General features: G+C 38.6%; 23 protein-coding genes and 1 pseudogene. 10 read left to right on the top strand and 14 right to left on the bottom strand.

Features of this window, described 5'->3' with window-relative positions:
• Positions 1-19: 19 nt before the first annotated feature.
• The 3 genes from ACIF8R_RS15430 to ACIF8R_RS15420 all read right to left on the bottom strand — a co-directional run bounded on the left by ACIF8R_RS15430 (position 20) and on the right by ACIF8R_RS15420 (position 1,980).
• Positions 20-451, bottom strand: a complete 432-nt coding sequence (locus ACIF8R_RS15430) for a hypothetical protein (protein ID WP_396481688.1) — start codon at positions 449-451, stop codon at positions 20-22.
• Between the two features lie 96 nt (positions 452-547).
• Positions 548-967 (bottom strand): hypothetical protein, encoded by a 420-nt coding sequence (locus tag ACIF8R_RS15425; RefSeq protein WP_396481686.1) that lies wholly within the window; start codon positions 965-967, stop codon positions 548-550.
• A 146-nt stretch (positions 968-1,113) separates the two neighbouring features.
• Positions 1,114-1,980: a LysR family transcriptional regulator gene (locus tag ACIF8R_RS15420; RefSeq protein ID WP_396481684.1), complete on the bottom strand. Its 867-nt coding sequence runs from the start codon at positions 1,978-1,980 to the stop codon at positions 1,114-1,116.
• Between the two features lie 108 nt (positions 1,981-2,088).
• Between ACIF8R_RS15420 and ACIF8R_RS15415 the strand changes: the two genes are divergently transcribed.
• Complete coding sequence (locus ACIF8R_RS15415) at positions 2,089-2,976, top strand: DMT family transporter (protein WP_396481682.1); 888 nt, start codon at positions 2,089-2,091, stop codon at positions 2,974-2,976.
• A 160-nt stretch (positions 2,977-3,136) separates the two neighbouring features.
• On the opposite strand, the gene ACIF8R_RS15410 is transcribed toward ACIF8R_RS15415, so the two are convergent.
• Positions 3,137-3,586: a hypothetical protein gene (locus ACIF8R_RS15410; protein WP_396481680.1), complete on the bottom strand. Its 450-nt coding sequence runs from the start codon at positions 3,584-3,586 to the stop codon at positions 3,137-3,139.
• Between the two features lie 259 nt (positions 3,587-3,845).
• On the opposite strand from ACIF8R_RS15410, the gene ACIF8R_RS15405 reads away from it, so the two are divergent.
• The gene (locus tag ACIF8R_RS15405; RefSeq protein WP_000637649.1) at positions 3,846-4,130 is read left to right on the top strand and encodes a YciI family protein; all 285 of its coding nucleotides are present in this window, start codon (positions 3,846-3,848) and stop codon (positions 4,128-4,130) included.
• Between the two features lie 47 nt (positions 4,131-4,177).
• On the opposite strand, the pseudogene ACIF8R_RS15400 reads toward ACIF8R_RS15405, so the two are convergent.
• The 5 genes and pseudogenes from ACIF8R_RS15400 to ACIF8R_RS15380 form a co-directional block, all read right to left on the bottom strand.
• Positions 4,178-4,302 (bottom strand): annotated as a pseudogene (locus tag ACIF8R_RS15400) (hypothetical protein); the annotation flags it as partial.
• Between the two features lie 53 nt (positions 4,303-4,355).
• A complete protein-coding gene (locus ACIF8R_RS15395; protein ID WP_001098608.1) occupies positions 4,356-4,829 on the bottom strand; it encodes a hypothetical protein in 474 nt (157 codons plus the stop codon).
• Between the two features lie 85 nt (positions 4,830-4,914).
• Positions 4,915-6,984 (bottom strand): glycine--tRNA ligase subunit beta, encoded by a 2,070-nt coding sequence (gene glyS, locus ACIF8R_RS15390; RefSeq protein ID WP_396481678.1) that lies wholly within the window; start codon positions 6,982-6,984, stop codon positions 4,915-4,917.
• Positions 6,981-7,961 carry a glycine--tRNA ligase subunit alpha gene (glyQ, locus tag ACIF8R_RS15385; RefSeq protein WP_396481676.1) on the bottom strand — a complete coding sequence of 327 codons (981 nt, stop codon included), beginning with the start codon at positions 7,959-7,961 and terminating at the stop codon, positions 6,981-6,983. Before glyQ ends, glyS begins: the two co-directional genes overlap by 4 nt.
• Before the next feature lie 89 nt (positions 7,962-8,050).
• On the bottom strand, positions 8,051-8,476 hold the full coding sequence (locus tag ACIF8R_RS15380; protein WP_044100015.1) for a hypothetical protein: 426 nt from the start codon (positions 8,474-8,476) through the stop codon (positions 8,051-8,053).
• Between the two features lie 29 nt (positions 8,477-8,505).
• On the opposite strand from ACIF8R_RS15380, the gene ACIF8R_RS15375 reads away from it, so the two are divergent.
• From ACIF8R_RS15375 to ACIF8R_RS15360, 4 genes are all read left to right on the top strand, one after another.
• Entirely contained in the window at positions 8,506-8,922 is a 417-nt protein-coding gene (locus tag ACIF8R_RS15375) for a lysozyme inhibitor LprI family protein (protein WP_044100013.1), read from the top strand.
• A gap of 109 nt (positions 8,923-9,031) precedes the next feature.
• Positions 9,032-10,294, top strand: coding sequence for a putative DNA modification/repair radical SAM protein (locus ACIF8R_RS15370; RefSeq protein ID WP_396481673.1), 1,263 nt, complete (start codon positions 9,032-9,034; stop codon positions 10,292-10,294).
• 2 nt (positions 10,295-10,296) lie between these two features.
• Positions 10,297-11,094: a TIGR03915 family putative DNA repair protein gene (locus ACIF8R_RS15365; RefSeq protein ID WP_396481671.1), complete on the top strand. Its 798-nt coding sequence runs from the start codon at positions 10,297-10,299 to the stop codon at positions 11,092-11,094.
• A gap of 132 nt (positions 11,095-11,226) precedes the next feature.
• The gene (locus ACIF8R_RS15360) at positions 11,227-12,327 is read left to right on the top strand and encodes an HPP family protein (protein ID WP_396481670.1); all 1,101 of its coding nucleotides are present in this window, start codon (positions 11,227-11,229) and stop codon (positions 12,325-12,327) included.
• A 69-nt stretch (positions 12,328-12,396) separates the two neighbouring features.
• Here the strand turns inward: ACIF8R_RS15360 and ACIF8R_RS15355 are convergent, their stop codons facing one another.
• Positions 12,397-12,651 (bottom strand): PspC domain-containing protein, encoded by a 255-nt coding sequence (locus ACIF8R_RS15355; protein WP_002052345.1) that lies wholly within the window; start codon positions 12,649-12,651, stop codon positions 12,397-12,399.
• Positions 12,652-12,894: 243 nt separating this feature from the next.
• Here ACIF8R_RS15355 and ACIF8R_RS15350 point away from each other — a divergent pair, with 243 nt between their 5' ends.
• Complete coding sequence (locus ACIF8R_RS15350; protein WP_263614673.1) at positions 12,895-13,551, top strand: hypothetical protein; 657 nt, start codon at positions 12,895-12,897, stop codon at positions 13,549-13,551.
• Positions 13,552-13,622: 71 nt separating this feature from the next.
• Here the strand turns inward: ACIF8R_RS15350 and ACIF8R_RS15345 are convergent, their stop codons facing one another.
• Positions 13,623-15,446, bottom strand: a complete 1,824-nt coding sequence (locus ACIF8R_RS15345; protein ID WP_174747979.1) for an acyl-CoA dehydrogenase C-terminal domain-containing protein — start codon at positions 15,444-15,446, stop codon at positions 13,623-13,625.
• A gap of 257 nt (positions 15,447-15,703) precedes the next feature.
• On the opposite strand from ACIF8R_RS15345, the gene ACIF8R_RS15340 reads away from it, so the two are divergent.
• Positions 15,704-18,055 (top strand): hypothetical protein, encoded by a 2,352-nt coding sequence (locus ACIF8R_RS15340; RefSeq protein WP_396481667.1) that lies wholly within the window; start codon positions 15,704-15,706, stop codon positions 18,053-18,055.
• A gap of 46 nt (positions 18,056-18,101) precedes the next feature.
• Here the strand turns inward: ACIF8R_RS15340 and aroE are convergent, their stop codons facing one another.
• The 3 genes from aroE to ribA form a co-directional block, all read right to left on the bottom strand.
• The gene (gene aroE / locus ACIF8R_RS15335) at positions 18,102-18,890 is read right to left on the bottom strand and encodes a shikimate dehydrogenase (protein WP_396481665.1); all 789 of its coding nucleotides are present in this window, start codon (positions 18,888-18,890) and stop codon (positions 18,102-18,104) included.
• 176 nt (positions 18,891-19,066) lie between these two features.
• Positions 19,067-20,017 (bottom strand): oxygen-dependent coproporphyrinogen oxidase, encoded by a 951-nt coding sequence (hemF, locus tag ACIF8R_RS15330; RefSeq protein ID WP_396481663.1) that lies wholly within the window; start codon positions 20,015-20,017, stop codon positions 19,067-19,069.
• A gap of 127 nt (positions 20,018-20,144) precedes the next feature.
• On the bottom strand, positions 20,145-20,747 hold the full coding sequence (gene ribA / locus ACIF8R_RS15325) for a GTP cyclohydrolase II (protein ID WP_001121170.1): 603 nt from the start codon (positions 20,745-20,747) through the stop codon (positions 20,145-20,147).
• 303 nt (positions 20,748-21,050) lie between these two features.
• Between ribA and dxs the strand changes: the two genes are divergently transcribed.
• Both dxs and ACIF8R_RS15315 read left to right on the top strand, forming a co-directional pair.
• Entirely contained in the window at positions 21,051-22,955 is a 1,905-nt protein-coding gene (gene dxs / locus ACIF8R_RS15320; protein WP_396481661.1) for a 1-deoxy-D-xylulose-5-phosphate synthase, read from the top strand.
• 121 nt (positions 22,956-23,076) lie between these two features.
• Positions 23,077-23,907, top strand: coding sequence for an inositol monophosphatase family protein (locus tag ACIF8R_RS15315; RefSeq protein ID WP_000433617.1), 831 nt, complete (start codon positions 23,077-23,079; stop codon positions 23,905-23,907).
• Positions 23,908-24,271: the final 364 nt, after the last annotated feature.

The raw sequence follows: 24,271 nt of genomic DNA, 5'->3' as shown, positions 1-24,271 counted from the left end.
GTTTTTTTATGGAAAATTTTTAATTACATTTTTCTAAATTGGCTTTACTAAAATTGCTCTGGAGCTTTTTAAAATTATTTTGAATTGCTGGATCTTGAATATTAAACGTGGTTGAGCTTTTTGTTGTCGAGTTGGTGGCTTGACTTAATATGCCGGAAGAATCTGGATATTGCTCTGTAAATGATTGAGCTGAAATCAGGCCTTTATTGTTAAAAATCCAATGCTCAGTCACTTGGCCTCCACCTAAATAACCCGTAAATTCAATCATGCAAGCTTGTTTATCGTGTTTAATAAGTTTGGCTACATTGCCGGTGGTGGTTGGATAAGCTTCAATATTTGTATCTTGTTCTAAAACTTGTGCCTGAGAATAAGAAGAAACAGATTTGGTGGTCGCACATGCAGTTAATGCTACACAGCATAGTGTTGAAAAGAGAAGTTTTTGACTATTCATAAGGCAGATTCCTAGCTCTTTGTATTTGGTGACATTTCTTTTTAAAGTATATATTTTTTGAAAAGCGCGACATGATCGCGCTCCTCAAATCCAATTTTAATTGGTCGTCGTGCTAGATTTGCTTAACTCACCTTGTTCTATCGGTATGTTTTCACCATTTCGACTACTGGTAATATTTTGTTTGGCTTGCTCTATTTTCTGTTCAGTAAAGACTTTTGCGGTATCTGCTTTTTGTTGAACGACTTCTGCTTTTTCAGCTGTAAATTCTTTGGTGTTTTTCCATTTTTCACTAATTTTGTTCGAGGTTTTTTCTGAAGCACCTTGAATAGAGTCTCCTAAATTTTGTATGCCTTTTCCTGTTTTATATAACAGGACACGTCCTAAACTTGGGTTATCGCCATAAGGTTGAGCTTTAGGTGTTACTTCACTTACTTGTTGAGGCTGTGTTGTTTCAGCAAAAAGGGTTGATGAAGCCAATATAGAGCTTGCAACGCATAACACTTGTAAGGTTTTCATTTGGATCAATCTCCCCAATTACTTTAAAAGTTGAAGTGTTGATGTTACTGTTAAAAATAAACCTTGTGCAGCCATGAGATAAAACCCATACGATTTGATTACGAGAATTCATCATTTAATAGCAATAGACTTACTATTCCCAATACTCATAAATAAAATTCAGACTTAATTAACTCTATAAATGTATCTCTCGCTTTGTGGTTGCTCACATTTTTATGCCAGAAAAAGTGATTTTGCATAAAGGCAAGATGTTCAAACTTATAACTCTGAATATGCGCTAAATTTTTATATTGTTCATAAATACTTTTAGGGACTAAAGCCACCCCAGAACCCGCACTGACGCAACCAATAATGGTGGCATAACTGGTAATGCTAGTGATGGGAAGCGAAATATTCTTGAGTTTAAGCCAATCTTCGAGAGCTGCACGGTAAGGGCAGCCTTCAGTCCACATAAAAATTTCTTTACCAATCAGATCTTCTTGGCAATGAATTTCACCCAAAGAGTGAGACGCAATTAGGACCATGTCTTCTTGATAAATACTGAGTTTATTGAGCATAGGAAACTCTATATTGCCCGCGACAATTGCACCATCAAGTTTGTGCTGAGAAATATCGACTAATAGCTGTTTCCATGTGCCAGTAATAATTTGAATGGAAACTTCTGGATAACGTTGATGATATTTCGCAAGTAAATTGGGTAGGCGAGTTGTGGCAGAAGATTCAATAGCTCCAATTTTTAATGGGCCAGAGGGCGGTGCATCAGGGTGAATACTTCGTTTGGCTTCGTCACAGAGTGCTAAAATTTTACGGCAATAATCGAGAAAGATTTCTCCAGATGGCGTGAGCTTTAAGCTTTTTCCTTCACGATAAAACAGCGGTGCCCCTAGTTCTTCTTCAAGTTGTTTAATACGCGTTGTGATATTGGAGGGTACACAATGTAGTTGCATTGATGCCTTAGCCATGGTGCCGCATTCAACCACGGTTTGAAACATTTTTAACTGGGCGATATGCATATTTTATCATTCACTTTTAATGAATATATGACTCAATATAAGTTAATTTTATTCAACTATCCATGCGCATATGATGAAAGTGTTCCATTTCTTTAGTGCAGATTTAACATGGCAATTTCTCTTACTGCCGAAACTCAGCCTCCCGCATTTAAGCTTTACCTATGTATTGCTATTACTGTCTTTTGTTGGGGCTATTCACCTATTGGCGTACATAGTGCCTTGCATTCATATACACCGCAGCATATTGCCTTGCTCCGCTTTTTAATCGCATCCGTTTTCTTACTTCTTTTGGTCATGAAAAAAAGAATTCAGCCATTAAAGTGGAAAGATGTTCCTGCGCTTGCCGTATTAGGGTTTTTCTCTGTAACGCTGCATCATTTGCTTATCAATACGGGGCAGCAATACGTAACTGCGGTCGCATCTAGTATTTTGAGTCAATCTATTCCGCTATTTACCTTTATTATTTCAGCTTTGCTTTTTAAGGAAAAAATTAGTTTCAAACAGTGGTTGTGTATTTTGCTCGGTCTTTGCGGCGCCGTGTTAGTGGTTAGTGGAGATCATGGTTTTGGTATGCCGAGCCCTTACAGTTTGTTAATAGTGTTAGCAGCAATTGCGTGGGGCCTTTATTTTAATTTATATAAAAAATTTGCTTTAAATTATGATGCCTTGAGCATGATGTGCTACATCATCTGGTTCGGGACCATTCCTTTACTATTTTATAGCGCTAATCTACCGAATGAAATTTTACATGCCACTTGGCAAGCTAATATGTCAGTTGTCCTATTAGGTATTTTCCCAAGTGCGATGGCTTATGTGCTGTGGGGCTATGTACTTAAAAATATGCCGTTAACGATTGCATCGAATTTTTTATATTGTTCGCCTATTGTCGCGATGAGTTTGGCTATCGTCTTCTTAAATGAAAAACCATCCATGATGGTACTGCTAGGTGGAGTGATTATTGTGGGGAGTTTGGTGTGGATGAATTGGAAAAGATAGTAATTTAATATTTTAGTTCTTGAGCGCTGATTTAAGATGAGAGTATTAATTTTATTAAAAAAATGATCATTTAAATCAGCAAATCTCGATAGTTGTATCTTAGAGCCTAATTACTGCAGGGTAAAAAGTTAGATAGAACTCAAAAATACCAGTAATGAAATCATTCTATTCTTTCTACTTTCTCAATATAGTCAGAAGAATTATATGTAATTGCAATGACTACTTTCTCTCTGCCAATTACTGAGTCTGGGATTAATAGAGTTTCGTCCACGGAATCGAGCGGTAATTTACTCGGCATTACACTATGTATTGACGACACGATTGTATTCGCTATTAAGCCGTTATATAACGCCACTCCGTATGCTTTGGGTTTGTTGTTCATTTTATATGAAGTGATCGTATCTACTCTTTTATCACCAATGAGTCTACTTACTACAGGTGGATGGAATTTATTTAAAAATTCATTTCGAGACATTCCCACCACATTAATCTTTTCTATAGCAGGCGGATTTGCAGTGTTAGGTAAAGTGATCCGATGAGGATCTATAGAACAGCCCATTTGTCCAACAGATAACATAGAAATAACAAGTAATAAAATATTCTTCTTCATTTATTTATGACTCTAGATGATATTAATTTATAAAGCCAGCAGACTTATAACGAACTTTTTTAGAAATATCAAACTATTATGTCGACTTATATATGCAAAAATATTTATATTAAATAGCGTGATGAAAAAGTTATACAGCTTCAATGACTATACTGCTAGGTAGAGTGATTATTGTGGGGAGTTTGGTATGGATGAATTGGAGGAATAGGCGTACCATCGAATAAGTTATGTCATGCGCTACTTGCTTTAAGAGAATGAAATGATTGTTGTTACCTTGACGTATAAAAAACCATTAACCGAAGTTGATGCTGTACTCAAAGAGCATATTGCTTTTTTAGATCATTATTATGAGCAAAAGAAGTTTCTGGCGTCGGGGCGCCGCGAAAATAGAGTAGGTGGGGTGATTTTAGTTTTAAGTTCTTCGATTCAAGAAGCTGAAGAAATCATGAAAAATGATCCGTTTTATATTCATGATGTGGCTGATTATGATTTTATGTGGTTTGAGCCATCGAAAAGTTTAGAAGAAATTAAAGAGTTTGTTTAACGTAAAAAATAAAGGGATCTAGATCCCTTTATTTAATAAGGAGCTAATTAACCCTGCAACACACTCACATAGCCACAGCAGTAAACAAGTTACGTAACTGAGCCAATAAATGTAAATGGTTTGCTTTTAGGTCAGTATCATCCGCCATTACCATTACACCATCAAAGAAGGTATTGTTAAGTACGCAAAGCATTACAAGCTTAGAATCTTTACTTAAACCATTTTCTAAAGCTCTGGCAAAAAGAAGAACAGCACAATAGCTCCAAAAATTCCGCTTAAGATCAACCAGTCTTTTTTACGCATATCTGCAAGGCGAATCACCGAAAGATAAACACTGCTGAAAAAAACCAAAACAAAAACCAGCAAAACTAGCGGATTATTGAAGAAGAATTTGCTGATGCCAAATAGTACGAAAATAATGGTACTAGAAACCCAATACAGCAGAGCCAAAATAAATTTGTTCACTGATAAATTATGAACAGAACGATCTAAACGAGGCAAAGTTATAGCGAGCATAATCAGCCCTGCGAAACCGCCTAGAATAGAGATAATCATAAAGAACAGGCCGCTCATATCTGGTTTGGTCTTTATATGAGGATATAGCTTCCATAGACCATAACCGAATGCCATCAAAAGAGTGTGGCAAAGAACAAGGTAAGCATCTATACGGTAAAACTTTTTAATTGAAGTGGTATTCATTATGATAACTGCTGATTTATTCTTAATATTAAAAAACCCCACTAATCTATAGAGGGGTTCTCATTAATTTACAACTAATAAAGGCTTAGCCCTGCAACACGCTCACATCAGCCACTGCAGTAAACAAGTTACGTAACTGAGCCAATAAACGTAAACGGTTTGCTTTTAGGTCAGCATCATCTGCCATTACCATTACGCCATCAAAGAATGCATCAATCGGCGCGCGAAGTGCTGCAAGCTTAGAAAGGGCAGCTGTGTAATCTTTTGCTGCAAGTAATGGTTCAACCACAGGTGTCACTGCTTGAAGTTCAGCAAATAATGCTTTTTCAGCATCTTCAACCAAGTTTGCTTCAACTACAGAACCTTCAGGTGTTGCTTCTTTTGCAAGAATGTTAGCAACACGTTTATTTGCAGCAGCAAGTGCAGCAGCTTCAGGTAATGTGCGGAAGTGGTTAACAGCATTTACGCGCTTGTCAAAATCAAGTGGAGATTTTGGTGCAAGTGCTTGAACTGCTTGAAGCACATCAACAGCAACACCTTGGTCTTCGTACTTAGCACGGTAACGACCTTCCAAGAATGCAACGGCATCAGCGCGAGTTTTGTCGTGGTCTTTAACGATGTCGCCATAACCCTGAAGTGCAAGATTAACTAACTCTTCAATTGTTACGTCTAGCTCATTTTCAATGATTAAACGTAAGATACCAATTGCTGAACGACGAAGAGCAAATGGGTCCTTAGAACCCGTTGGCGCTTGTCCAATACCGAAAATACCAACTAGGGTATCTAAACGGTCAGCAAGGGCAATGGTTGTACCAGTTTTGGTTTTTGGTAAAACATCACCAGCAAATTTTGGTAAATATTGCTCACCTAAAGCTTCTGAAACTTCAGTGTTTTCGCCTTCAATACGCGCGTAGTAAGTACCCGCAATACCTTGAAGTTCTGGGAATTCACCAACAAGCTCAGACGTTAAGTCGCATTTAGCAAGTAATGCAGCTTTTTCAGCATCTGCTGGGTTTGCACCAGTGATTGAAGATAATGCAACAGCAAGTTTTGCAATACGTGTTGATTTGTCCCAAAGCGTACCAAGTTGTGCTTGGAATACCATGTTTGCTAGTTTTTCTTTACGAGATGCAAGCGGTTGCTTTTGATCTTGTAAGAAGAAGAACTCAGCATCAGACAAACGAGGGCGAACAACTTTTTCGTTACCTTCAATAATTTGAGTCGGATCTTTAGACTCAATGTTTGAAACAGTAATGAAGTAAGGCTGTAATTTACCTTCCGCATTGATCAAACAGAAATACTTCTGGTTGTCTTGCATTGTCGTAATAAGAGCTTCTTGAGGAACAGCTAAGTAGCGTTCTTCAAAGGTTGCACGTAAAGCTACAGGCCATTCAACCAGACTTGTTACTTCATCAAGTAAGTCAGCCGGAACAATCGCAGTCGCGTTAACTTCATCAGCTAGCTTTTTCACTTGTTCTTGAATAGTTGCTTGACGCTTTTCAAAGTTCGCAACAACATACGCTTTTTCTAAAACAGCTAAGTAGTCATTTGCATTTGCTAAAGTCACAGCTTCTGGTGCATGGAAACGGTGGCCATAAGTCACATTACCAGCTTTGTGATCTTGAATCGTTGCGTCAACAATTTGGTCGTCTTTGAGTAAAAGAACCCATTTAACTGGGCGTACAAACTCGGTACGGCTTGCAGCAGAACGCATACGCTTAGCAATTGGTAAATTGTCTAATGCAGTTTGTAAAATTTGTGGAAGTAAAGCGTCAAGGCTTTGACCTTTTACATCTTTTAAATAGCAAACTTTTTCAACTTTACCTGCTTGGAAAGTAGAAAGCTGCTCAACTGTAATCCCTTGACCACGCATAAAGCCTTCAAGTGCTTTAGTTGGTTTGCCTTCCGCATCGTAAGCCGCTTGAACAGCAGGGCCATCAAAACGTTTTTGTGTATCAGCTTGAGCAGCATCGATATCAACAATTTTAAGTGCTAAACGACGAGGCGCTGCATAAGCTTCAATTGATACGAAGTTTAAGCCCGCATCTTTTAAGCCTTTTACCGTTTCTGCCTGTAATGCATCGCGTAAAGTTTTTAAGCTTTTTGGTGGAAGCTCTTCACAGCCAAGTTCGAATAAAACAGTATGTTTGCTCATTGGTTTTTCTCCGCCTTTGCTGCTTCACTTTCAGCTTGTGCTTTTAGCTGTGCCAATACTTCATCACGCAAGTGTGGTTCTGCCATTGGGAAGCCAAGCTCTGCACGTGCTTGTACATAACTTTGTGCAATAGCACGCGCTAAAGTACGTACACGTAAAATGTAACGTTGACGCTCAGTCACAGAAATTGCGCCACGTGCATCAAGTAAGTTAAATGTATGAGATGCTTTAACAACTTGCTCATAAGCAGGAAGAGAAAGTTTTGCTTCAATTAAACGGTTTGCTTCTGATTCGTAAAAATCAAATAGTTCAAATAGTTTTTCAACTGGAGCGTATTCAAAGTTATAAGTCGATTGTTCAACTTCATTTTGATGGAATACGTCGCCGTAAGTTACAGTACCAAATTGGCCTTTCGTCCAAACAAGGTCATAAACCGAGTCTACACCTTGAAGGTACATTGCAAGACGTTCTAAACCGTAAGTGATTTCGCCTGTTACTGGGTAACATTCAACACCACCGACTTGTTGGAAGTAAGTGAACTGAGTTACTTCCATACCGTTAAGCCAAACTTCCCAACCTAAGCCCCAAGCACCTAGGGTTGGAGATTCCCAGTTGTCTTCTACGAAACGAATGTCGTGAGTAAGCGTATCAATCCCGATTGCTTTTAAAGAATCGAGATAAAGCTGTTGGATATTGTCTGGATTTGGCTTAAGTACCACTTGGAACTGATAGTAGTGTTGCAAACGGTTCGGGTTTTCACCGTAGCGGCCATCTTTTGGACGACGTGAAGGTTGAACGTATGCCGCGTTCCAAGTCTCTGGCCCTAAAGCACGTAAGAATGTTGCGGTGTGGAATGTTCCAGCGCCCATTTCCATGTCGTAAGGTTGTAATACGACGCAGCCTTGTTCGGCCCAATAGTTTTGTAGGGCAAGAATTAAGCCCTGAAATGTATCAATGTGCGAGATGGCGCGACTCATGTAGCATCCACGAATTTATGAGAAAAATTGCCCCTAAGTATAAGGATTTTGTGGGGGAGTGGCAAAGGCTTAATCACAGGAATATGTGTTTAGCCGATTTGTTTTCGCCTCAGCCATTCCAAGCCTAACCAGTAACAAAAGCTGGTAAATAAAATCATAAGATAAAAACTATAGATCTTATAAATATGCCACCAAGGAGAAGGGAATGAACCGACAAAAATTAAGCGTGTAATAGGGCTAATCAAAAACCAGATGACAGTTGCGCAGATAAAAATACTCATCAGATTTAAACGATTTTTACGTGCGAGAAAATATGAAGTGATATATGCGAAAGGAATAACCAGAAGGCCATAAAAAAGTAAATAAAATAAGAAATGGGCTAGAAAAATAACTGCAACCGAATAAAGATTAAATTCCGTATTGAAGATGATTATTCCTAAGGCAGATATACTCAACAAAGGGATGGGGGCTAGCGCAAGTGCGCGAATAATCATTTTTTTGTTATATTGAAGCATATTAAAAATTATAGAATTGAGAATAAATTATGCTGAAATTTTGCTGCAAACTTATTGTTTTATCCAGTCTTTTCTGTAGTACATGGTTGTATGCACAAACCGAAACTGATGAGCAAGACGAGTATAACCAATGTGTAGAGCAGACCATTAAAGAAATGCAGCTTGAGAGTATTAACAATATGGTTGTGCATAGCTGTTCTGAACAAGCTAAAAAGATTTATGAAGAAAAAATAGTTGCTCTGATTGATCAAATTCGCACACAAAGCGAAGAATACAAACAGCCAGAACGTTACCAAGATATTCTAAAATCTCAGCGACTTTGGAAAGCTTATGTAGATCAGGAGTGTAATAATGCAGGCTCATACATTGGTTCACCGATGTATTCATATTGCCCAATGCAAGAGTATGCCGAGCGTGTAAAGCAACTAGAAGAATACGTTAATTAAGACGGATTATTTTAAACGTCACCTCATGACGCCGAGCGTACTTCACTGGATTAAATTTAAGAATGCAAAATGATATTTTTTAAACGATGCCATAAATGAGTCGTTTGATATGTCTGATCGCATTCGGGAAAAACTACAGATTCTTGCTGATGCTGCTAAATATGATGTGTCTTGTTCATCAAGTGGCAGTGACCGTAAAAATAAAGATAAAGGTTTGGGAGATGCCAGTCATTCGGGTATTTGTCATAGCTATACTGAAGATGGCCGCTGTGTATCTCTCTTAAAAATTCTATTTAGTAATGTGTGTATTTTTGACTGCGCCTATTGCGTTTCACGTCGTTCTAATGACGTCCAGCGTGCAGCATTTACGGTGCAAGAGGTCGTAGATTTAACCATTAATTTTTACCGCCGTAATTATATTGAAGGGTTATTTTTAAGCTCAGGCATTTTTAAATCAGCCGATCATACGATGGAGCGTATGCTTCAAGTTGTGAAGAAGTTGCGCCTTGAAGAAAATTTTAATGGCTATATTCATCTAAAAACTATTCCAGGAGCATCGCCTGAACTGATTCATGAAGCAGGTTTATATGCTGATCGTATGAGTATTAATTTAGAGATGCCAACAGAGATTGGGCTAAAAACTTTTGCACCAGAAAAATCACATCAGGAAGTACAAAAAGATTTAGGTTTAGTCCGTGACAGGCTCATTCAGCTTAAAGATGAGCGACAAATCATTAAGCATGTACCGAAATATGTACCAGCAGGGCAGACCACCCAAATGGTTGTTGGTGCTCATCAAGAATCAGACCAAGATGTCTTGTTTATGGCAGACAAGCACTATAAAGAATTTAAACTCAAGCGCGTCTATTTTTCGGGTTATATCCCAATTAATACTGAAAATAACTACTTGCCAGCAGTGGGTTCTGCACCGCCTTTACTTCGTGAAAACCGACTCTATCAAAGCGATTGGCTGATGCGTTTTTACGGTTTTGAAGTCAATGAAATCGTCAATGAAAAACACCCTAATTTAGATCTTGATGTTGACCCTAAATTAAGCTGGGCTTTGAGGCATCCCGAACAGTTTCCGGTAGATTTAAACCATGCAGATTATCAAATGATTTTGCGTGTACCGGGCATTGGAGTGAAATCGGCTAAGAAAATTGTGCAGGCTCGCCGTTTTGGAAAAATCCATATCGATTTACTTAAAAAACTAGGCGTGGCTTACCAGCGTGCAAAATACTTTATTCGCTGTGAAGACAGTCCAAAATTCCAAAAGGAACTATCTTCTGGCTATATTCGACAGCAAATTTTAACGCAGGGATCTTCGAAATATGTGCAGCAACTCTCGCCACAATTAAGCCTTGGGTTTTAGCCATGTTTAATGAGGAAGTCGCTTACTATTTTGATGGTTCAATGGTTGGACTGCTGAGCTGTGTATTTCGCGCATTTCAATTTAAAGAATTACAGGTCAGGCTCTGTTTAAATGATGCGGCTCAATATGGCTTATTTGCCGATAAAATTGAAGTTGCAAATAACGAGCAACATGCCGAACGTGTGTGGTCTGCGCTACAAAAAAAGCTTTCATCCTCTTCGTTGAAACAATTTTATTTTGCTTATTTATCTGAATCTTTAGATGCCTATCAGCATTTATTTAATTATTGTATTTATGTGTTTAGTAGTCATTCGTCTGTAGAAAAAGATTATTCGCACCCAAGTGTTTTAGCGATTGCGCAGTGGACGAAAAAAGTCGGGCGAGAAAAGCATAGAATGGAGGCTTTTATTCGGTTTAAGAAAACTAAAGATGAGCTTTTTTTAAGTCTGGTTCGTCCTGATTTTAATGTTTTACCGCTTATCCAGCCGCATTTTAAACGGCGTTATCAAGATCAGCGTTGGCTCATTTATGATGAGCAACGTAAGTTTGGAATTTATTATGATTTACGTGAAATACATGAAGTTTCACTCGAAGCTTCTGAAGTTGACCGTAATTTAAAAAATGGCATGAGTCAAAGTTTTCAGCTTGAGTTAGATGAGCAGGAAGTTTTGTATGATCAGCTTTGGAAAGATTATTTTAAGAGTGTAAATATTACAGAACGTCAGAATATCAAACTCCACGTGCAGTATTTGCCGAAACGGTACTGGCGTTATTTGAATGAAAAACTAATTGAATATTAAAGTTTTAAAATAGTAAGAATACGTTCAACAAGTTTTCTGATATTTAAAAGATATAATTTAAATGCACTTTATGTGGCTTTGGGCGTATACTTTTGCCCGTTATAAATAACGGCATATCCCCTAAGGTGTACTGTGAGTGTTATACAGCGAGAATGGTTACAGATTTTAAAGCCGAATTTTAAGGTTTTACCACTAAAAGAGCGATTGCTTTGCGGTATTGGAGCACTATGTGGTTTAGCAATTTCTTCCTTAATTAGTTGGTATGTTCTTGGCGGAATTAATGCTTGGTACATCGCGCCTATGGGCGCCTCATCTGTTTTATTATTTGCAGTTTCAACCAGTCAGTTGGCTCAACCTTGGAATGTGATTGTTGGTAATACATTAGCCGGAATTATTGGAGTTGCTTGTGCGCAGTGGATTCCTGATTTAACTACAGCTTTTAGTGTGGCTGTTGGGCTCGCCATCTTTTTAATGATGACCACCGACTCTTTACACCCGCCGAGTGGAGCAGTCGCAATTACGGCTGTACTAGGTGGTGCTGCCATTCATAAATTAGGTTTTTATTTCGTTTTTTATCCAGTTTTACTCAACTCTTTGCTTCTACTCGGTTTCGCTATTTTCTTTAATCGATTGATTGGGCGACATTATCCTGTTACCGCACATTTAAATGAGCGAAGTAAGGATCCAACGCCAACTCAGAAAGTGTCGATTCAACCTAAAGATATTGAGTATGCATTAGAGCATCACACTGAACTGTTAGATATTAGCCAGTACGATTTAGAAAAAATTATTTTAGAAGCGCAAGAGCACGCTAATGAACGTATGGTGAACCAATATATCTGTCAGGATATTATGAGCCGTGATGTCATTAAGTTGCATGAAGATGATGATATTCATCAGGCATTAGATAAGTTTAAACAGCAGAATCTCATGAGTTTACCTGTGGTCAATGCAGAAAACCATTTGGTGGGAACTTTAGCGTTATATGAAATCGTAGAGTGGTTTAAAAGGGCAGCTGATCCAAGAAACTCTTGGCAGCATTATGTAAAGCAGATCATGAGTCGTCGAGTGGTTACTGTACTACCAACTCAACCTATTCAAGATTTAGTGCCATACTTTGTTGAAAAGTCGTTTAACTACATTCCTGTGGTTGAAGATCGTAAGCTTATAGGAATGATTAGTCGTGCAGATATGATCGCGGCTTTACAGCAACAGTTAAATCGAAAACTATAATTTTTAAAATAAAAAAAGCTACGGTTGATTAGGGGATACAACCGTAGCGACCAAAATAAACTAAGTTATTTAATGTATTTGTTCTTCTCGTACAGTACGAACAGGTTGTTGATAACCTTGTACTTGTTCAGGCTGTCTTTTAGGAATGACTAACCATAAAACCAAGTAGACTAAAATTCCTGGGAAAGCCGCACTCATTACCGAAACCAATACGAAAATAATGCGTAATAAATTTGCGTTCCAACCAAAACGTTCAGCAATACCGCCCATTACACCGGCGATCATGCTTTGTCGGTTCGAGCGATATAAACCAGAATTGGTCATGTAGTTCTCCTCAAATATATAAATGACAAGGGATATTTATTTCCCTTGCTTAGTAGAAATATGGCGTCAAAATTAGCAAATTAAAGTCCGGTAAAACTAAAAATAGTTAAAATATGTAAATGGTTTAAATGAATGAAAGCAACATCAACTAAAATGCACTCTTTCGGGGCTGAAAGTGTTTGTAGCAGTGATGAGATCGTTCTTGAATCCTAGTTTGAACTGTGGCATTGCTGTTGTATGTAAATGATGTATATATCTTTGAAGTCGTCTGGTCTTTTAATGAAACATTTGGGTTTGGCTGCCATTTTATGTATAGGACTGAGTGCCTGTGATGCAAATCATGCCGATTCTAAGGATCACTCAGCGGTAGCAACGACCTCTAAACATGAAGATAGTTTAGTTAAAAGTACTACTGTGGTTAAAACTTTGGATGATGCCGCGGGACGAACTTTCTTGCCTGATGGTGTGCAAGATAAGACGTCAAAATTATCTGAAACAGATCAACAATATGCGGGTCGCTACCATACTCGTATTTCGTGTGAAGATAATTTTGCCGATTGTGAAACAGGTGAAGCAGAATATATTTTAAATTTATTACCTGATGGTACTGCGTATTGGAATGTTATTCATTTTGGCCGAATTAGTAATAAAGACGGTGCAAAAAGTGCAGCCATTAATCAATTATGCCCTTCTTTGACGTGGAAAGTTGATTCTGATGCTCATGAGTTAAAGATTCAATGTCCAACATCAGATGTTAATTTTTATTTTAATATTATTTCAAAACAAAAATTAATCGTAAATTTGGAGAAGTTGTTCTACAGCGATTATGGTAAAAATCGTGAATTTCTAGAACAAAACTATTTTGTTCCCACAAAAGCCTATGTGCTTAATAAAGAATAAAGTTAATTTTAATTTAATAAAAAAGAGCGCAATTTATATTGCGCTCTTTTGATTTTAATACTTACTTATTATTAGTAGTCGAAACTAAAGTGTTCAACTGGTAATGAAGTAAGTGTACGAGACGTAGTCACCATTGATTCTGCATGACCTTGTGCACGTGGCAATAAACGGTCGAAGTAGAAATCAGCAACTTTAATTTTTGCTTTATAGAATTCAGGAGTTTCTTGGCCGTTACCTGCTTCTAATTTTTCAGAAGCAACCACAGCTTGTTGTGCCCAGAAATAAGCCATCATGACATAGCCTGAGAACATCAAGAAATCTACAGAAGCAGAAGATACGATGTCGCGGTCTTTACGTGCAGCAAGCATGATACGAACTGTTAACGTATTCCACTGTGCACAAAGCTTTGTTAAGTCCCAAGCAAAACGACGTAAGTATTTATTACGTGCATGAGCAGCACAGAATTTTAAGATTTCAGCAGTATATTCACGTACTACTTTACCTTTTGAACTTAACAACACTTTACGACCAATCAAGTCGAGAGCTTGAACGCCTGTTGTTCCTTCGTATAAGGTCGCAATACGTGCATCACGTGCGATTTGCTCCATACCCCATTCTTTAATATAGCCATGGCCGCCATAAACTTGCATACCGTGGTTAGCAGCTTCTAAACCAAGTTCAGTTAAGAAACCTTTTAAGATCGGTGTATAGAAACCAAGTTTGTCATCGTAGTCTTCAAAAGCAGCTTGATCACCACGTGTTAATGCATCTGTCATTTTGTCAGCGATTTGTGCAGCGTAGTAAATCATTGCACGACCGCCTTCAGCGATTGCTTTTTGAGTTAAAAGCATACGGCGTACGTCTGCATGGTGAATGATTGCATCAGCAACTTTATCTGGATCTTTCTTACCAGAAAGGGCACGCATAGACATACGGTCTTTGGCATATGGTAGAGCACCTTGGAAAGATAACTCAGCATGTGCAATACCTTGAACCGCAGTACCGATACGCGCTGTGTTCATGAAGGTAAACATTGCATGTAAACCTTTGTTTACTTCACCAATCAGATAACCTGTTGCATTGTCAAAGTTGAGTACAGCAGTTGCAGAAGCACGAATACCCATTTTGTGTTCGATTGAACCACAAGTTACCGTATTACGTTCACCAACACCGCCATCAGCTGTAGGCATAAATTTAGGTACGATAAACAAAGAAATACCACGTGTACCCGCTGGTGCATCTGGAAGACGCGCAAGCACAATGTGAATAATGTTTTCAGTTAAATCGTGTTCACCGGCAGAAATAAAGATTTTTGTACCCGTGATTTTGTAAGTACCATCTGCTTGAGGTTCAGCTTTAGTTTTTACCTGACCTAAGTCTGTACCACATTGAGGTTCGGTTAAGCACATTGTGCCGCTCCATGTACCTTCAACAAGTTTAGGCATATATGTTTGTTTTTGCTCATCTGTACCGAATTGCAAAATAGTATTCATACAACCTGAGCTTAAACCTGGATACATGGTAAATGACCAGTTTGCAGTACCCATCATCTCTGATTTGATCAGGTTTAAAGACATTGGAAGACCTTGGCCGCCAAATTCTTCAGGATAAGAAAGACCTTGCCAACCACCCATTACAAACTGGTCATAAGCTTCTTTAAAACCTTTTGGTGTTTTCACTTCGCCGTTGTCAAAATGGCAACCTTCTTCATCGCCAGATTGGTTAAGTGGTGACAGTACGTTTTCACAATAATCGGCCGCACCTTCAAGAATCATATCTACAGTATCTGGATCCGCGCTTTCACCATTCGATAAAGTTTTATAGTGAGCAGGGTAGTCTAGTACTTCATTCATTAAGAAGCGGATATCGTGTAGGGGAGCTTTATATGCTGGCATGGCTTTAATCCTAATTTTGAATCATTGTGGGATTATCTCAATCGATGATTTGATTATTCACTCGCATGATAAAAATACAATGTTAATCACACCCGAAAAGAATGTCAGAAAAGCGAATTTTGTCGAAAATAAATACACTGAAAATTATAATTTCTGATAAAGTCAGGTCTTATACTTTTATGTGAAAAAACAATTAATTTTTTTATTTTTAGCAAGTTTTGCTGAAAAGATAAAGCGATAAGGTTTTAAAAAAGGTTATGCATTTAAAATATCTCAGTTTATGTTTATTTAGTTTGGGCTTGACGGCATGTGCGCAACACAGTGTGCGACCACAAGTGGCATCTGCGAATTTAGAGCAAAAAGCTATTCAAAGCGTTAACGCGATGTATGAATATCCAAGTTACGATTATCGCGGAAACTTTAAAATTACGGTTGATCCATCACAAATAAAGCAAAACTCAAAAGCTGAAAATACACCTAAGCTTGATGCTGAATTACAAAAGAAAGTTGATCAGTATCTACGTGAGCAAAAGGTTGGCTTAAGTAAAGCACAGAAACAGACTTTATATGCAGCGATTGCAAATGAACAAGGCGATTTGGGGCTGACCTCATCAGCACGTTCTGAAAAAGTAAATGCTGTATTAATTAATTTATTAAATGATCTTCAGTTTAGCTATGATGGTTCAATTCATTATCGTCAAAAAATGGGTTCATTTAACCTGACTGCCAGATATGAAAAACCAACGCTATTGGTTCAGGCAAAATTGCCAATGGTGCTTGATTTAGAGAATTATAAGTTTTACGTAAATTACTTTGGTTTAATGCCGTATTTGGTCAATAAAGAAAATCAAAACAATTTAGCTTATATTGATTTTTCAAAGTACAAAGACTTCTTTAAAAATGTCGATATGAAGAAGTTTGTTGAATATCTTAAGGCTTCTAGCGCAGTGTCTTATCGTTTGGCAGACGCACAAAACTTACAACGTGTATCTCTGACAGATACTGATCGTAAGGCTGGGGCTGTTGATAAAATTCGTTTAAAAACCACGATTGAAGAATTACTTTTAGAAGTTGAGCTGTATGGTCAGGTCAATGATAAATACCTTCAAAAAAGTGTCTTAGGTTTCGACAACGAAAAGATGGCAGAAAAGGTAGCCAATGAGCTTGCTGCTGCTGAAGCGAAAAAAGGAGCTGCTGATAAAGAAGAACAAAAAGTTTCTTCGGATGATGCCGCTGCTGTAAGTCAGGAACTATATAGTTTAATCAACGCACACTTTGATGGTGCTCTTTCTTCATCAGATGATGAAGGTGAAGATAATTTAAGTACGGCAGCACAAGCTACGGAAGCTGCAGATGCATCAGTTTCTGAAGACGAAGATGCCAGTGAAGAAGCTGCTGCAGATGGTGTACAAGATGCACAAGCTGAAGATGTTGTAAACCTCACTGAAGATCAATGTATTGAATTAAAATCACTGAAGAAACCTGTTGCTTTAGGTGATATTAATTATTGCCAAGTCTACGGTATAGATGTGCTTGATCAAAGCGCTGCAAGTGCTGAAAAAGTTCAAACTAAGTCTCGCCGAGATGCTTTAAAACAAACTTTTGAAGCTTATAACCAAAACCAGTTTATCAATGATGAAGCATTCAAAGCACTATGGCTAAAACACAAAGCCGAGATTGAACAAGCTTTACCGAAGCAAAGAAATCCAATTACGATTGATGTAGCTTTAGATGACAAAGGCCGTGCAGTGAACATGACTTATGATGTTGCTTATACGCCAGCTGAGTTTAAACACAGCTTTAATATTAAAGCGGATATGCAAATTTTAAACTACGGTAAAGCAACTTCAATTGATCAGCAGCAACTTAAACAAGCCAAGTCTGTAGCTGAAGCAAGTAAAGGCTCTATGCTGGAAAACTTTATTAAAGGCTTTGGAGAAAAACTTGGTCAAGGTGATGTGTTAGAGCATCCAGTAGGCACACATAGTGATGTACAAGATTTAGATACAAATCTGGCTGTACTTGCAGATAAAACCTATGATGCAACGCCTGCTTATGACAAAACTTATAAAGCAGTATTTATTGCCAAATTGACTGCCGAAAAACCGTCATATATTAAGTATTACTCAGTTCAACAACTCCAAGAAATTGCTGAGGTTTATGCTTACTGGTTCTCTGAGGAAGATACTTATAATCCTCAAGGAAAGGCTTTAGAACGTATTACAGCTTTACAGCAAAAGCATCATCTTGAGCAAGATGAGCAGTTTGATCATGAATTAGGTCGTGCTGTAGATCATATTGTAATAGAGACTATACAAGGTAAAGCAGGGCGTGAAGCTTGGCAAAAACTACAGAAACAATATAAACAGCCAGCTCAACTTTTCTCAAAACAGTATCAGTTAGATTTTGAAAAACAAAACGGTGTTTCTGCTGAAGAAAAGCATTTGTTATCAGAAACGGCTGATATTTTAGGAAATGTCTATGTGGCCGCTCGTAAACAACAGCTTACGGAAAAAACAATTCAGAAGTTAAAACCTGAACATAATGAATTTATTGATTATGAAATTTTCCGAGATGTTTATAAGCAAATGGTCGCTGCTAAAAAATAGTAAATGAGATAAAAAAGAACCTACTTTAAGTAGGTTCTTTTTTTGTTTATAAGAAATCTTTTAAGTCTGGTCTTACACCATTCCAAATATAAAAAGCTTCAATCGCTTGGCCTACTAACATGCCGAAACCTTCAGCATAAGGCACATTACGCTGTTTCGCCTGATCAAGGAAACTAGAAGGTTTGCCATAAGCCATTTCATACGCATATTTGAACTGTAATTTTTCAGGAAGTTGTAAAGCATCACCTGAAAGACTTGCAGAAGTTGCATTAATTACAATATCAAAATCGCCGTCTAAATCATTTAAAGAAATTGCTTGTAATTGGGCTTGTGGAACTGCTGTTTTTAAGTCATCTACAAGTTGTTCTGCACGAGCGAGGGTTCGGTTGGCAATGACGATCTTTTTAGCGCCAGCTTGTACAAGTGGATAAATAACTCCACGAGTTGCACCACCAGCCCCTAAAATTAAAATAGTTGTATTTTCTAAGTTCCAATCTAAAGCTTGTATTGCGGCGACTAAGCCTTGGCCATCTGTATTGTCGCCATGCAATTTGCCATTTTCCATCCATAACGTATTTACAGCTTTAGCAATTTGAGCACGCTCAGTTAACACATCACATAAAGCAAAAGCTTGCTCTTTAAACGGAACAGTAACGTTCATACCACTTCCGCCTTCTGCAAAGAAACTACGCATGCTCGATTCAAAACCATCGAGAGAAGCCAGCCGTTTTTGATAGTTTAGATCAACACCTGTTTTTTCAGCGAAAGCATGATGCAATTCAGGAGAGCGTGATTGTTCGATCGGGTTGCCAATTACTGCAAACTGTTTGGTCATTCTTGTATCCAAAATTTTAAAATGGCATGAGGCAGACAAAGCCTATACTGAATATTCAGCAGGCCTCACTATAAGTCAAATTGGCACAAGAAAAAATATTTGGAGGGTGTAGAAAAGTTGAAAACAAAAAAGGAGATCCTTTAGGGTGGAAGCCAAAGAATCTCCAAAACAAAAAATTAAGCGACTTTTTCTTTTAAGCCTAACCAATCACGAGGTTTTAAGTAGTAGTCAGTTAAACGTTTTTCTGGTGAGTCTTCATCCCATTCAGGGCGATACGACCATGCAGCTAAATTAGGTAAGCTGACTAAAATCGACTCGATACGACCGCCTGTTTGTAGACCAAATAAAGTACCACGGTCATACACTAGGTTATATTCAACATATCTGCCGCGGCGATAAAGCTGAAATTCTCGTTGAGTTTCGGTATAAGGCTGTTCACGGTGTTTTTCGAAAATTGGCAAAATGGCATTTAAATAACCATTGCCTACAGCTTGAATATATTTAAAGCAAGTTTCGAAATCCCAGCAATTTAAATCATCAAAAAATAGACCACCGACACCGCGCTGTTCATCGCGATGTTTTAAATAAAAGTAGTCATCACACCATTGCTTATGTTCAGCATAAACATTGTCGCCAAAAGGTTTACATAGGTCATAAGCAGCTTGATGCCAATTTAAAACATCTTGGTCATCTGGATAAAATGGCGTTAGGTCAAATCCACCACCAAACCACCAAATCGGATCTTGTCCTTCACGTTCTGCAACGAATAAACGTACATTGGCATGAGAAGTTGGAATATTTGGATTTTTAGGGTGGATAACTAAAGAAACACCCAGTGCTTGAGCTTTAGCGCCTGCAATTTGAGGGTGACGTTCAGTAGCAGAAGCAGGCAGTTTACTAATGTTGATGTGAGAAAACATCACGCCGCCTTTTTCGATCACTGTGCCATTTTGCAGCACACGTGAACGACCGCCGCCGCCTTCAGGTCGTTCCCAATCATCAATAATAAATTCTGCCGTACCACCGCCAGCTTTTTCTTGTTGTTCTAAACCAGCGCAAATACGGGCTTGTAAATCGAGGAGAAATTCGCGGACACGTTGAATATCTGTGGAAGTCGGATGTTGCATAATGACCCTCAAAGATGATTGATATAAATTAAATACATCAAAACATAAAACCATAAAAAAAGTAAGGGATTTTTTCTAAATCTTGAAAAAATCCCTTAAACATTGTTTTTAAACTTTGGATTTGAAATCAAAAATCATCTTTTTGATAAAGGTGATCCATTCTTTCACGTTTAGTTTTTAAATATTGCTCATTAAAAGGATTACGACCTACGGTTAACGGTACACGGTCTACGACATTAATTCCCTGATCTTTGAGTGCCTGAATTTTCAAAGGATTATTGGTAATTAACTTTACTTCTTTTACTTTTAAGTGGTCGAGCATGATGCTGCACATATCGTAACGACGTGCATCGGCAGGTAAATTCAGTAGTAAATTAGCATCTACAGTATCGTGTCCCTGATCTTGTAGGGCATAAGCACGAATTTTATTGGTTAAACCAATTCCACGACCTTCTTGGCGTAAATATAGAATTACGCCTTGTCCTGCTTCATTGATGAGTTTTTGAGTGGCTTGTAGTTGTGGGCCACAATCACATTTTAATGATGCAAAAGCATCACCTGTTAAACATTCAGAATGTACACGGACTAAAACAGGGCCTGTTGGCGGATTTTCTAACCCTTTAGAAAGTGCCACATGTTCTTCACCTGTTGCTGGATCTTGAAACACAGAAATATTGAATTCACCAAAAGCGGTCGGGAGTTTTGATGTTGCAATGAACTCTATAGGCACAGATTAACTCATCTTTTAACCGAAAACGGTTTAAAGTATAGCGTAATGCTGGGAGATTGGTCGAATTGTCATAATCATTTTGCACACTAAGGTTTTCTTTTTTGTATAAAGAAGACGATAATAGTTGATAAATAGTCAGATTATTCAGGATAATCTGCCAACCATACCCATAATGTATGAGAGACTGCTTTGCATGATCTCGTTCGCAAATGTGGCTGATTGAAGGTGACTTCATTCGATTGTATGATCGACCCATTTTGACCCAGCTTAGGATTTGCCAGGCTTATAAAGGCTTTGCCACATATGTTGTATACCGAAATTCCAACTCAACGCCCTGTTACGCCATTGTTAGATGCAATTGATCATCCTCAACAATTACGTCAGCTCGAGCATAGCCAACTGGTTCAAGTGGCTGATGAGTTGCGTCAATATATTTTATATGCAGCAGGCCAGAGTGGTGGCCATTTCGGTGCTAACCTCGGCGTGGTTGAGCTGACGGTTGCGCTGCATTATTGCTTTAATACACCAAATGACCGTTTAGTTTGGGATGTGGGACATCAAGCATATCCACATAAAATCCTGACTGGTCGCCGTGAACAAATTACAACTATCCGTTCAAAAAATGGTTTAGCAGCTTTCCCTGCTAGAGAAGAATCAGTTTTTGATACCTTTGGGGTAGGGCATTCATCAACAGCTATTTCAGCTGGCTTGGGTATGTCACTTGCACGCCGCTATCAAAATGATCCATGTGAAGTTGTTTGTATTGTGGGTGATGGTGCAATGACTGCAGGCATGGCTTTTGAAGCCATGAACGATGCTGTCGCACATGATGCTGACTTGATTGTTGTACTTAATGACAATGACATGTCAATTTCTTGCAGTACTGGCGGCTTTGCTAAGCATTTAGCTGCAATTTGGGAAAAAGGTCATTTAGTCAATGTAGATGAACATGGTGAGGCTTATATTCAGCCACATCCAAAATGGACCTATAACTCTCGGTTACACCAATCAGCAACCGATGCAGCAGATAATCTATTTAAAGCAATTGGTTTTGATTATTTTGGACCATTTGATGGGCACGACGTCACTCAGTTGGTTCAAGTGTTCAATGCGCTTAAAAAACGTAAAGGCCCACGTTTAGTTCACGTTTATACTAAAAAAGGCAAAGGCTTTGCTCCAGCGGAAGCTGACCCAATTACTTACCACGCGATTGGTAAAATTAATGCTGCTTCAGGTGGGAAAACACCACCAAAGTATTCCGATGTCTTTGGTGAGTGGTTATGTGACGAAGCTGCTCAAGATGAGCGTTTGCTTGCGATCACGCCTGCCATGTGTGAAGGCTCGGGCATGGTTAAGTTTGCCAAGCAATTCCCACAACGTTTCTTTGATGTCGCCATTGCAGAGCAGCATGCTGTAACACTTGCAGCTGGTATGGCATGTGAAGGACTAAAACCTGTTGTTGCAATTTATTCGACATTCTTGCAGCGTGGTTACGATCAACTTATTCATGATGTTGCATTACAAAATCTTGATGTAACTTTCGGGATTGACCGTGCTGGTTTAGTGGGTGAAGATGGCCCAACACACGCAGGTGCATATGACTATGCCTATATGCGTACTGTACCGAATATGGTGATTATGGCACCAAAAGACGAAAATGAATGTCGTCAAATGCTTCATACAGCTTATGCCTATAATGGCCCTGCTGCAGTACGTTATCCACGTGGTGCAGGTGTTGGTGTCGAAATTCAAAAAGAAATGACTGTTCTTGAATTAGGTAAAGCTGAAATCGTTGCAGAAATTAAACCAAATAGTGATGAGCAAATTACAGTTCTAGCATTTGGTAGCCGTGTCATGGTTGCTATAGAAGCTGCCGAGCAACTTGCACAAAAACATGATGTCGGTGTGCGTGTCGTAAATATGCGCTTTGTAAAACCGCTTGATGAACAAATGATTCGAGACTTGGCTGAACATACTCATTTGTTCGTAACAGTTGAAGAACACGCGATTATGGGTGGTGCAGGTAGTGCGGTGAATGAGTTTATGGCACAAGAGCAAATTGTGAGACCTATCATTAACTTAGGTTTGCCAGACTCATTCCTGCATCAGGCTTCGCATAATCAAATGCTGCAAGATTGTGGTCTAGATGCTAAGGGTATTTTGAACTCAATTGAGAGAGCTTGGCTTAAGCAAAATCAGGTGGTTTAAGCCTTTAATAAAATTTTTGAAACATTTTTTCCCATAAAGCGCATTCATTTGCTAAAATGTATGCGCTTTTATGCATTATTCTTTGTCAAAATCTTCAAATTTGTATTGTAGTGGGTGTTCAATGGAACCTATGGTGGTTATGGCTGCGCGTGCGGCTCAAACAGTTGGTCAAGAGCTTTTAAAAGCGCATCAAAATCGTCATAAACTCGATTTGCAAGTTGAAGAGAAAGGCATTGATGGCCCGGTAACACGTGTAGATCGTTATTTAGAACAATTAACGATTGATACGTTACGTAAAAGTTATAAAAACCATAGCTTCTTAGGTGAAGAGTTCGGTTTGCAAGAAGGCAAAGGCCATGATGCAGACTGGTGCTGGGTAATTGACCCACTTGATGGCACGCAAAACTTTATTAATGGTTTCCCTCATTTCTGTATCTCTATTGCAGTTCAACATAAAGGCGTTACTCAACACGGCGTAATTTACGATCCTGTACGTGACGAATTGTTCTCTGCAAGTCGCGGTCGCGGTGCGGTAATGAACCAACGCCGTATTCGTGTAAATGTAAAAGATAGCTTAGAAAATACATTCTTGGCAGTAGGTCACCCTTACCGTGCTAAACGTGCTGGTGAAATCGTATCTTATGCAGAGCAGCACTTTGCTTCATTATTAGCTGTGACTCAAGCGGGTGCTCAAATCCGTCGTGGTGGTTCAGCTGCTCTCGACTTAGCTTATGTTGCTGCTGGTCGTTTCGATGGTTTCTTCGAACTTGGTTTAAAACCATGGGATATCGCTGCTGGTGAGCTTATTATTAAAGAAGCGGGCGGTGTAGTGGTTGATGCTCGTGGTGGAAATGATTCACTTGAAAATGGTCAAGTGATTGCATGTTCACTTAAAATGTTAAAGCCATTAATGCAAACAGTTGTTCCTGCTTGGGACAAAGCTGCAAAATAATTTAGAAATGCTTTCAATGTTAAGACCCTCTTTTTATAGAGGGTTTTAACTTTTTAATGATCGGTAAAATACAAATAATAGTAGAAATAACGATAAAGTTGATTAAAACACATGACTTTTAAATTCTTTCTGCTATAATCCGCCCACGCACTTAAATTTCCGTTCATTACCTGAACATTCTGTTCTATTCATTGTAAGCGCACGCTGTCCATAGAGAGGACCATTTCTTGCGCCCCGATCGCTCAGCGATTCTTCAGGTTCGGCCGTAATCAAGCGTGCGTTTAATCCACATCGTCGTTACTCGGATTGCCGCTGAATAATAAGGTTCAGCTAATTTTGCTTTGCCGCTTTGTGCCGATGTCTA

The organism is Acinetobacter sp. ABJ_C4_1, assembly GCF_044538495.1.
In the GTDB taxonomy this organism is placed as follows: domain Bacteria; phylum Pseudomonadota; class Gammaproteobacteria; order Pseudomonadales; family Moraxellaceae; genus Acinetobacter; species Acinetobacter nosocomialis_A.
The sequence above is the reverse complement of the archived record's forward strand: the minus strand, read 5'-3'. Positions and strand labels throughout refer to the sequence as shown.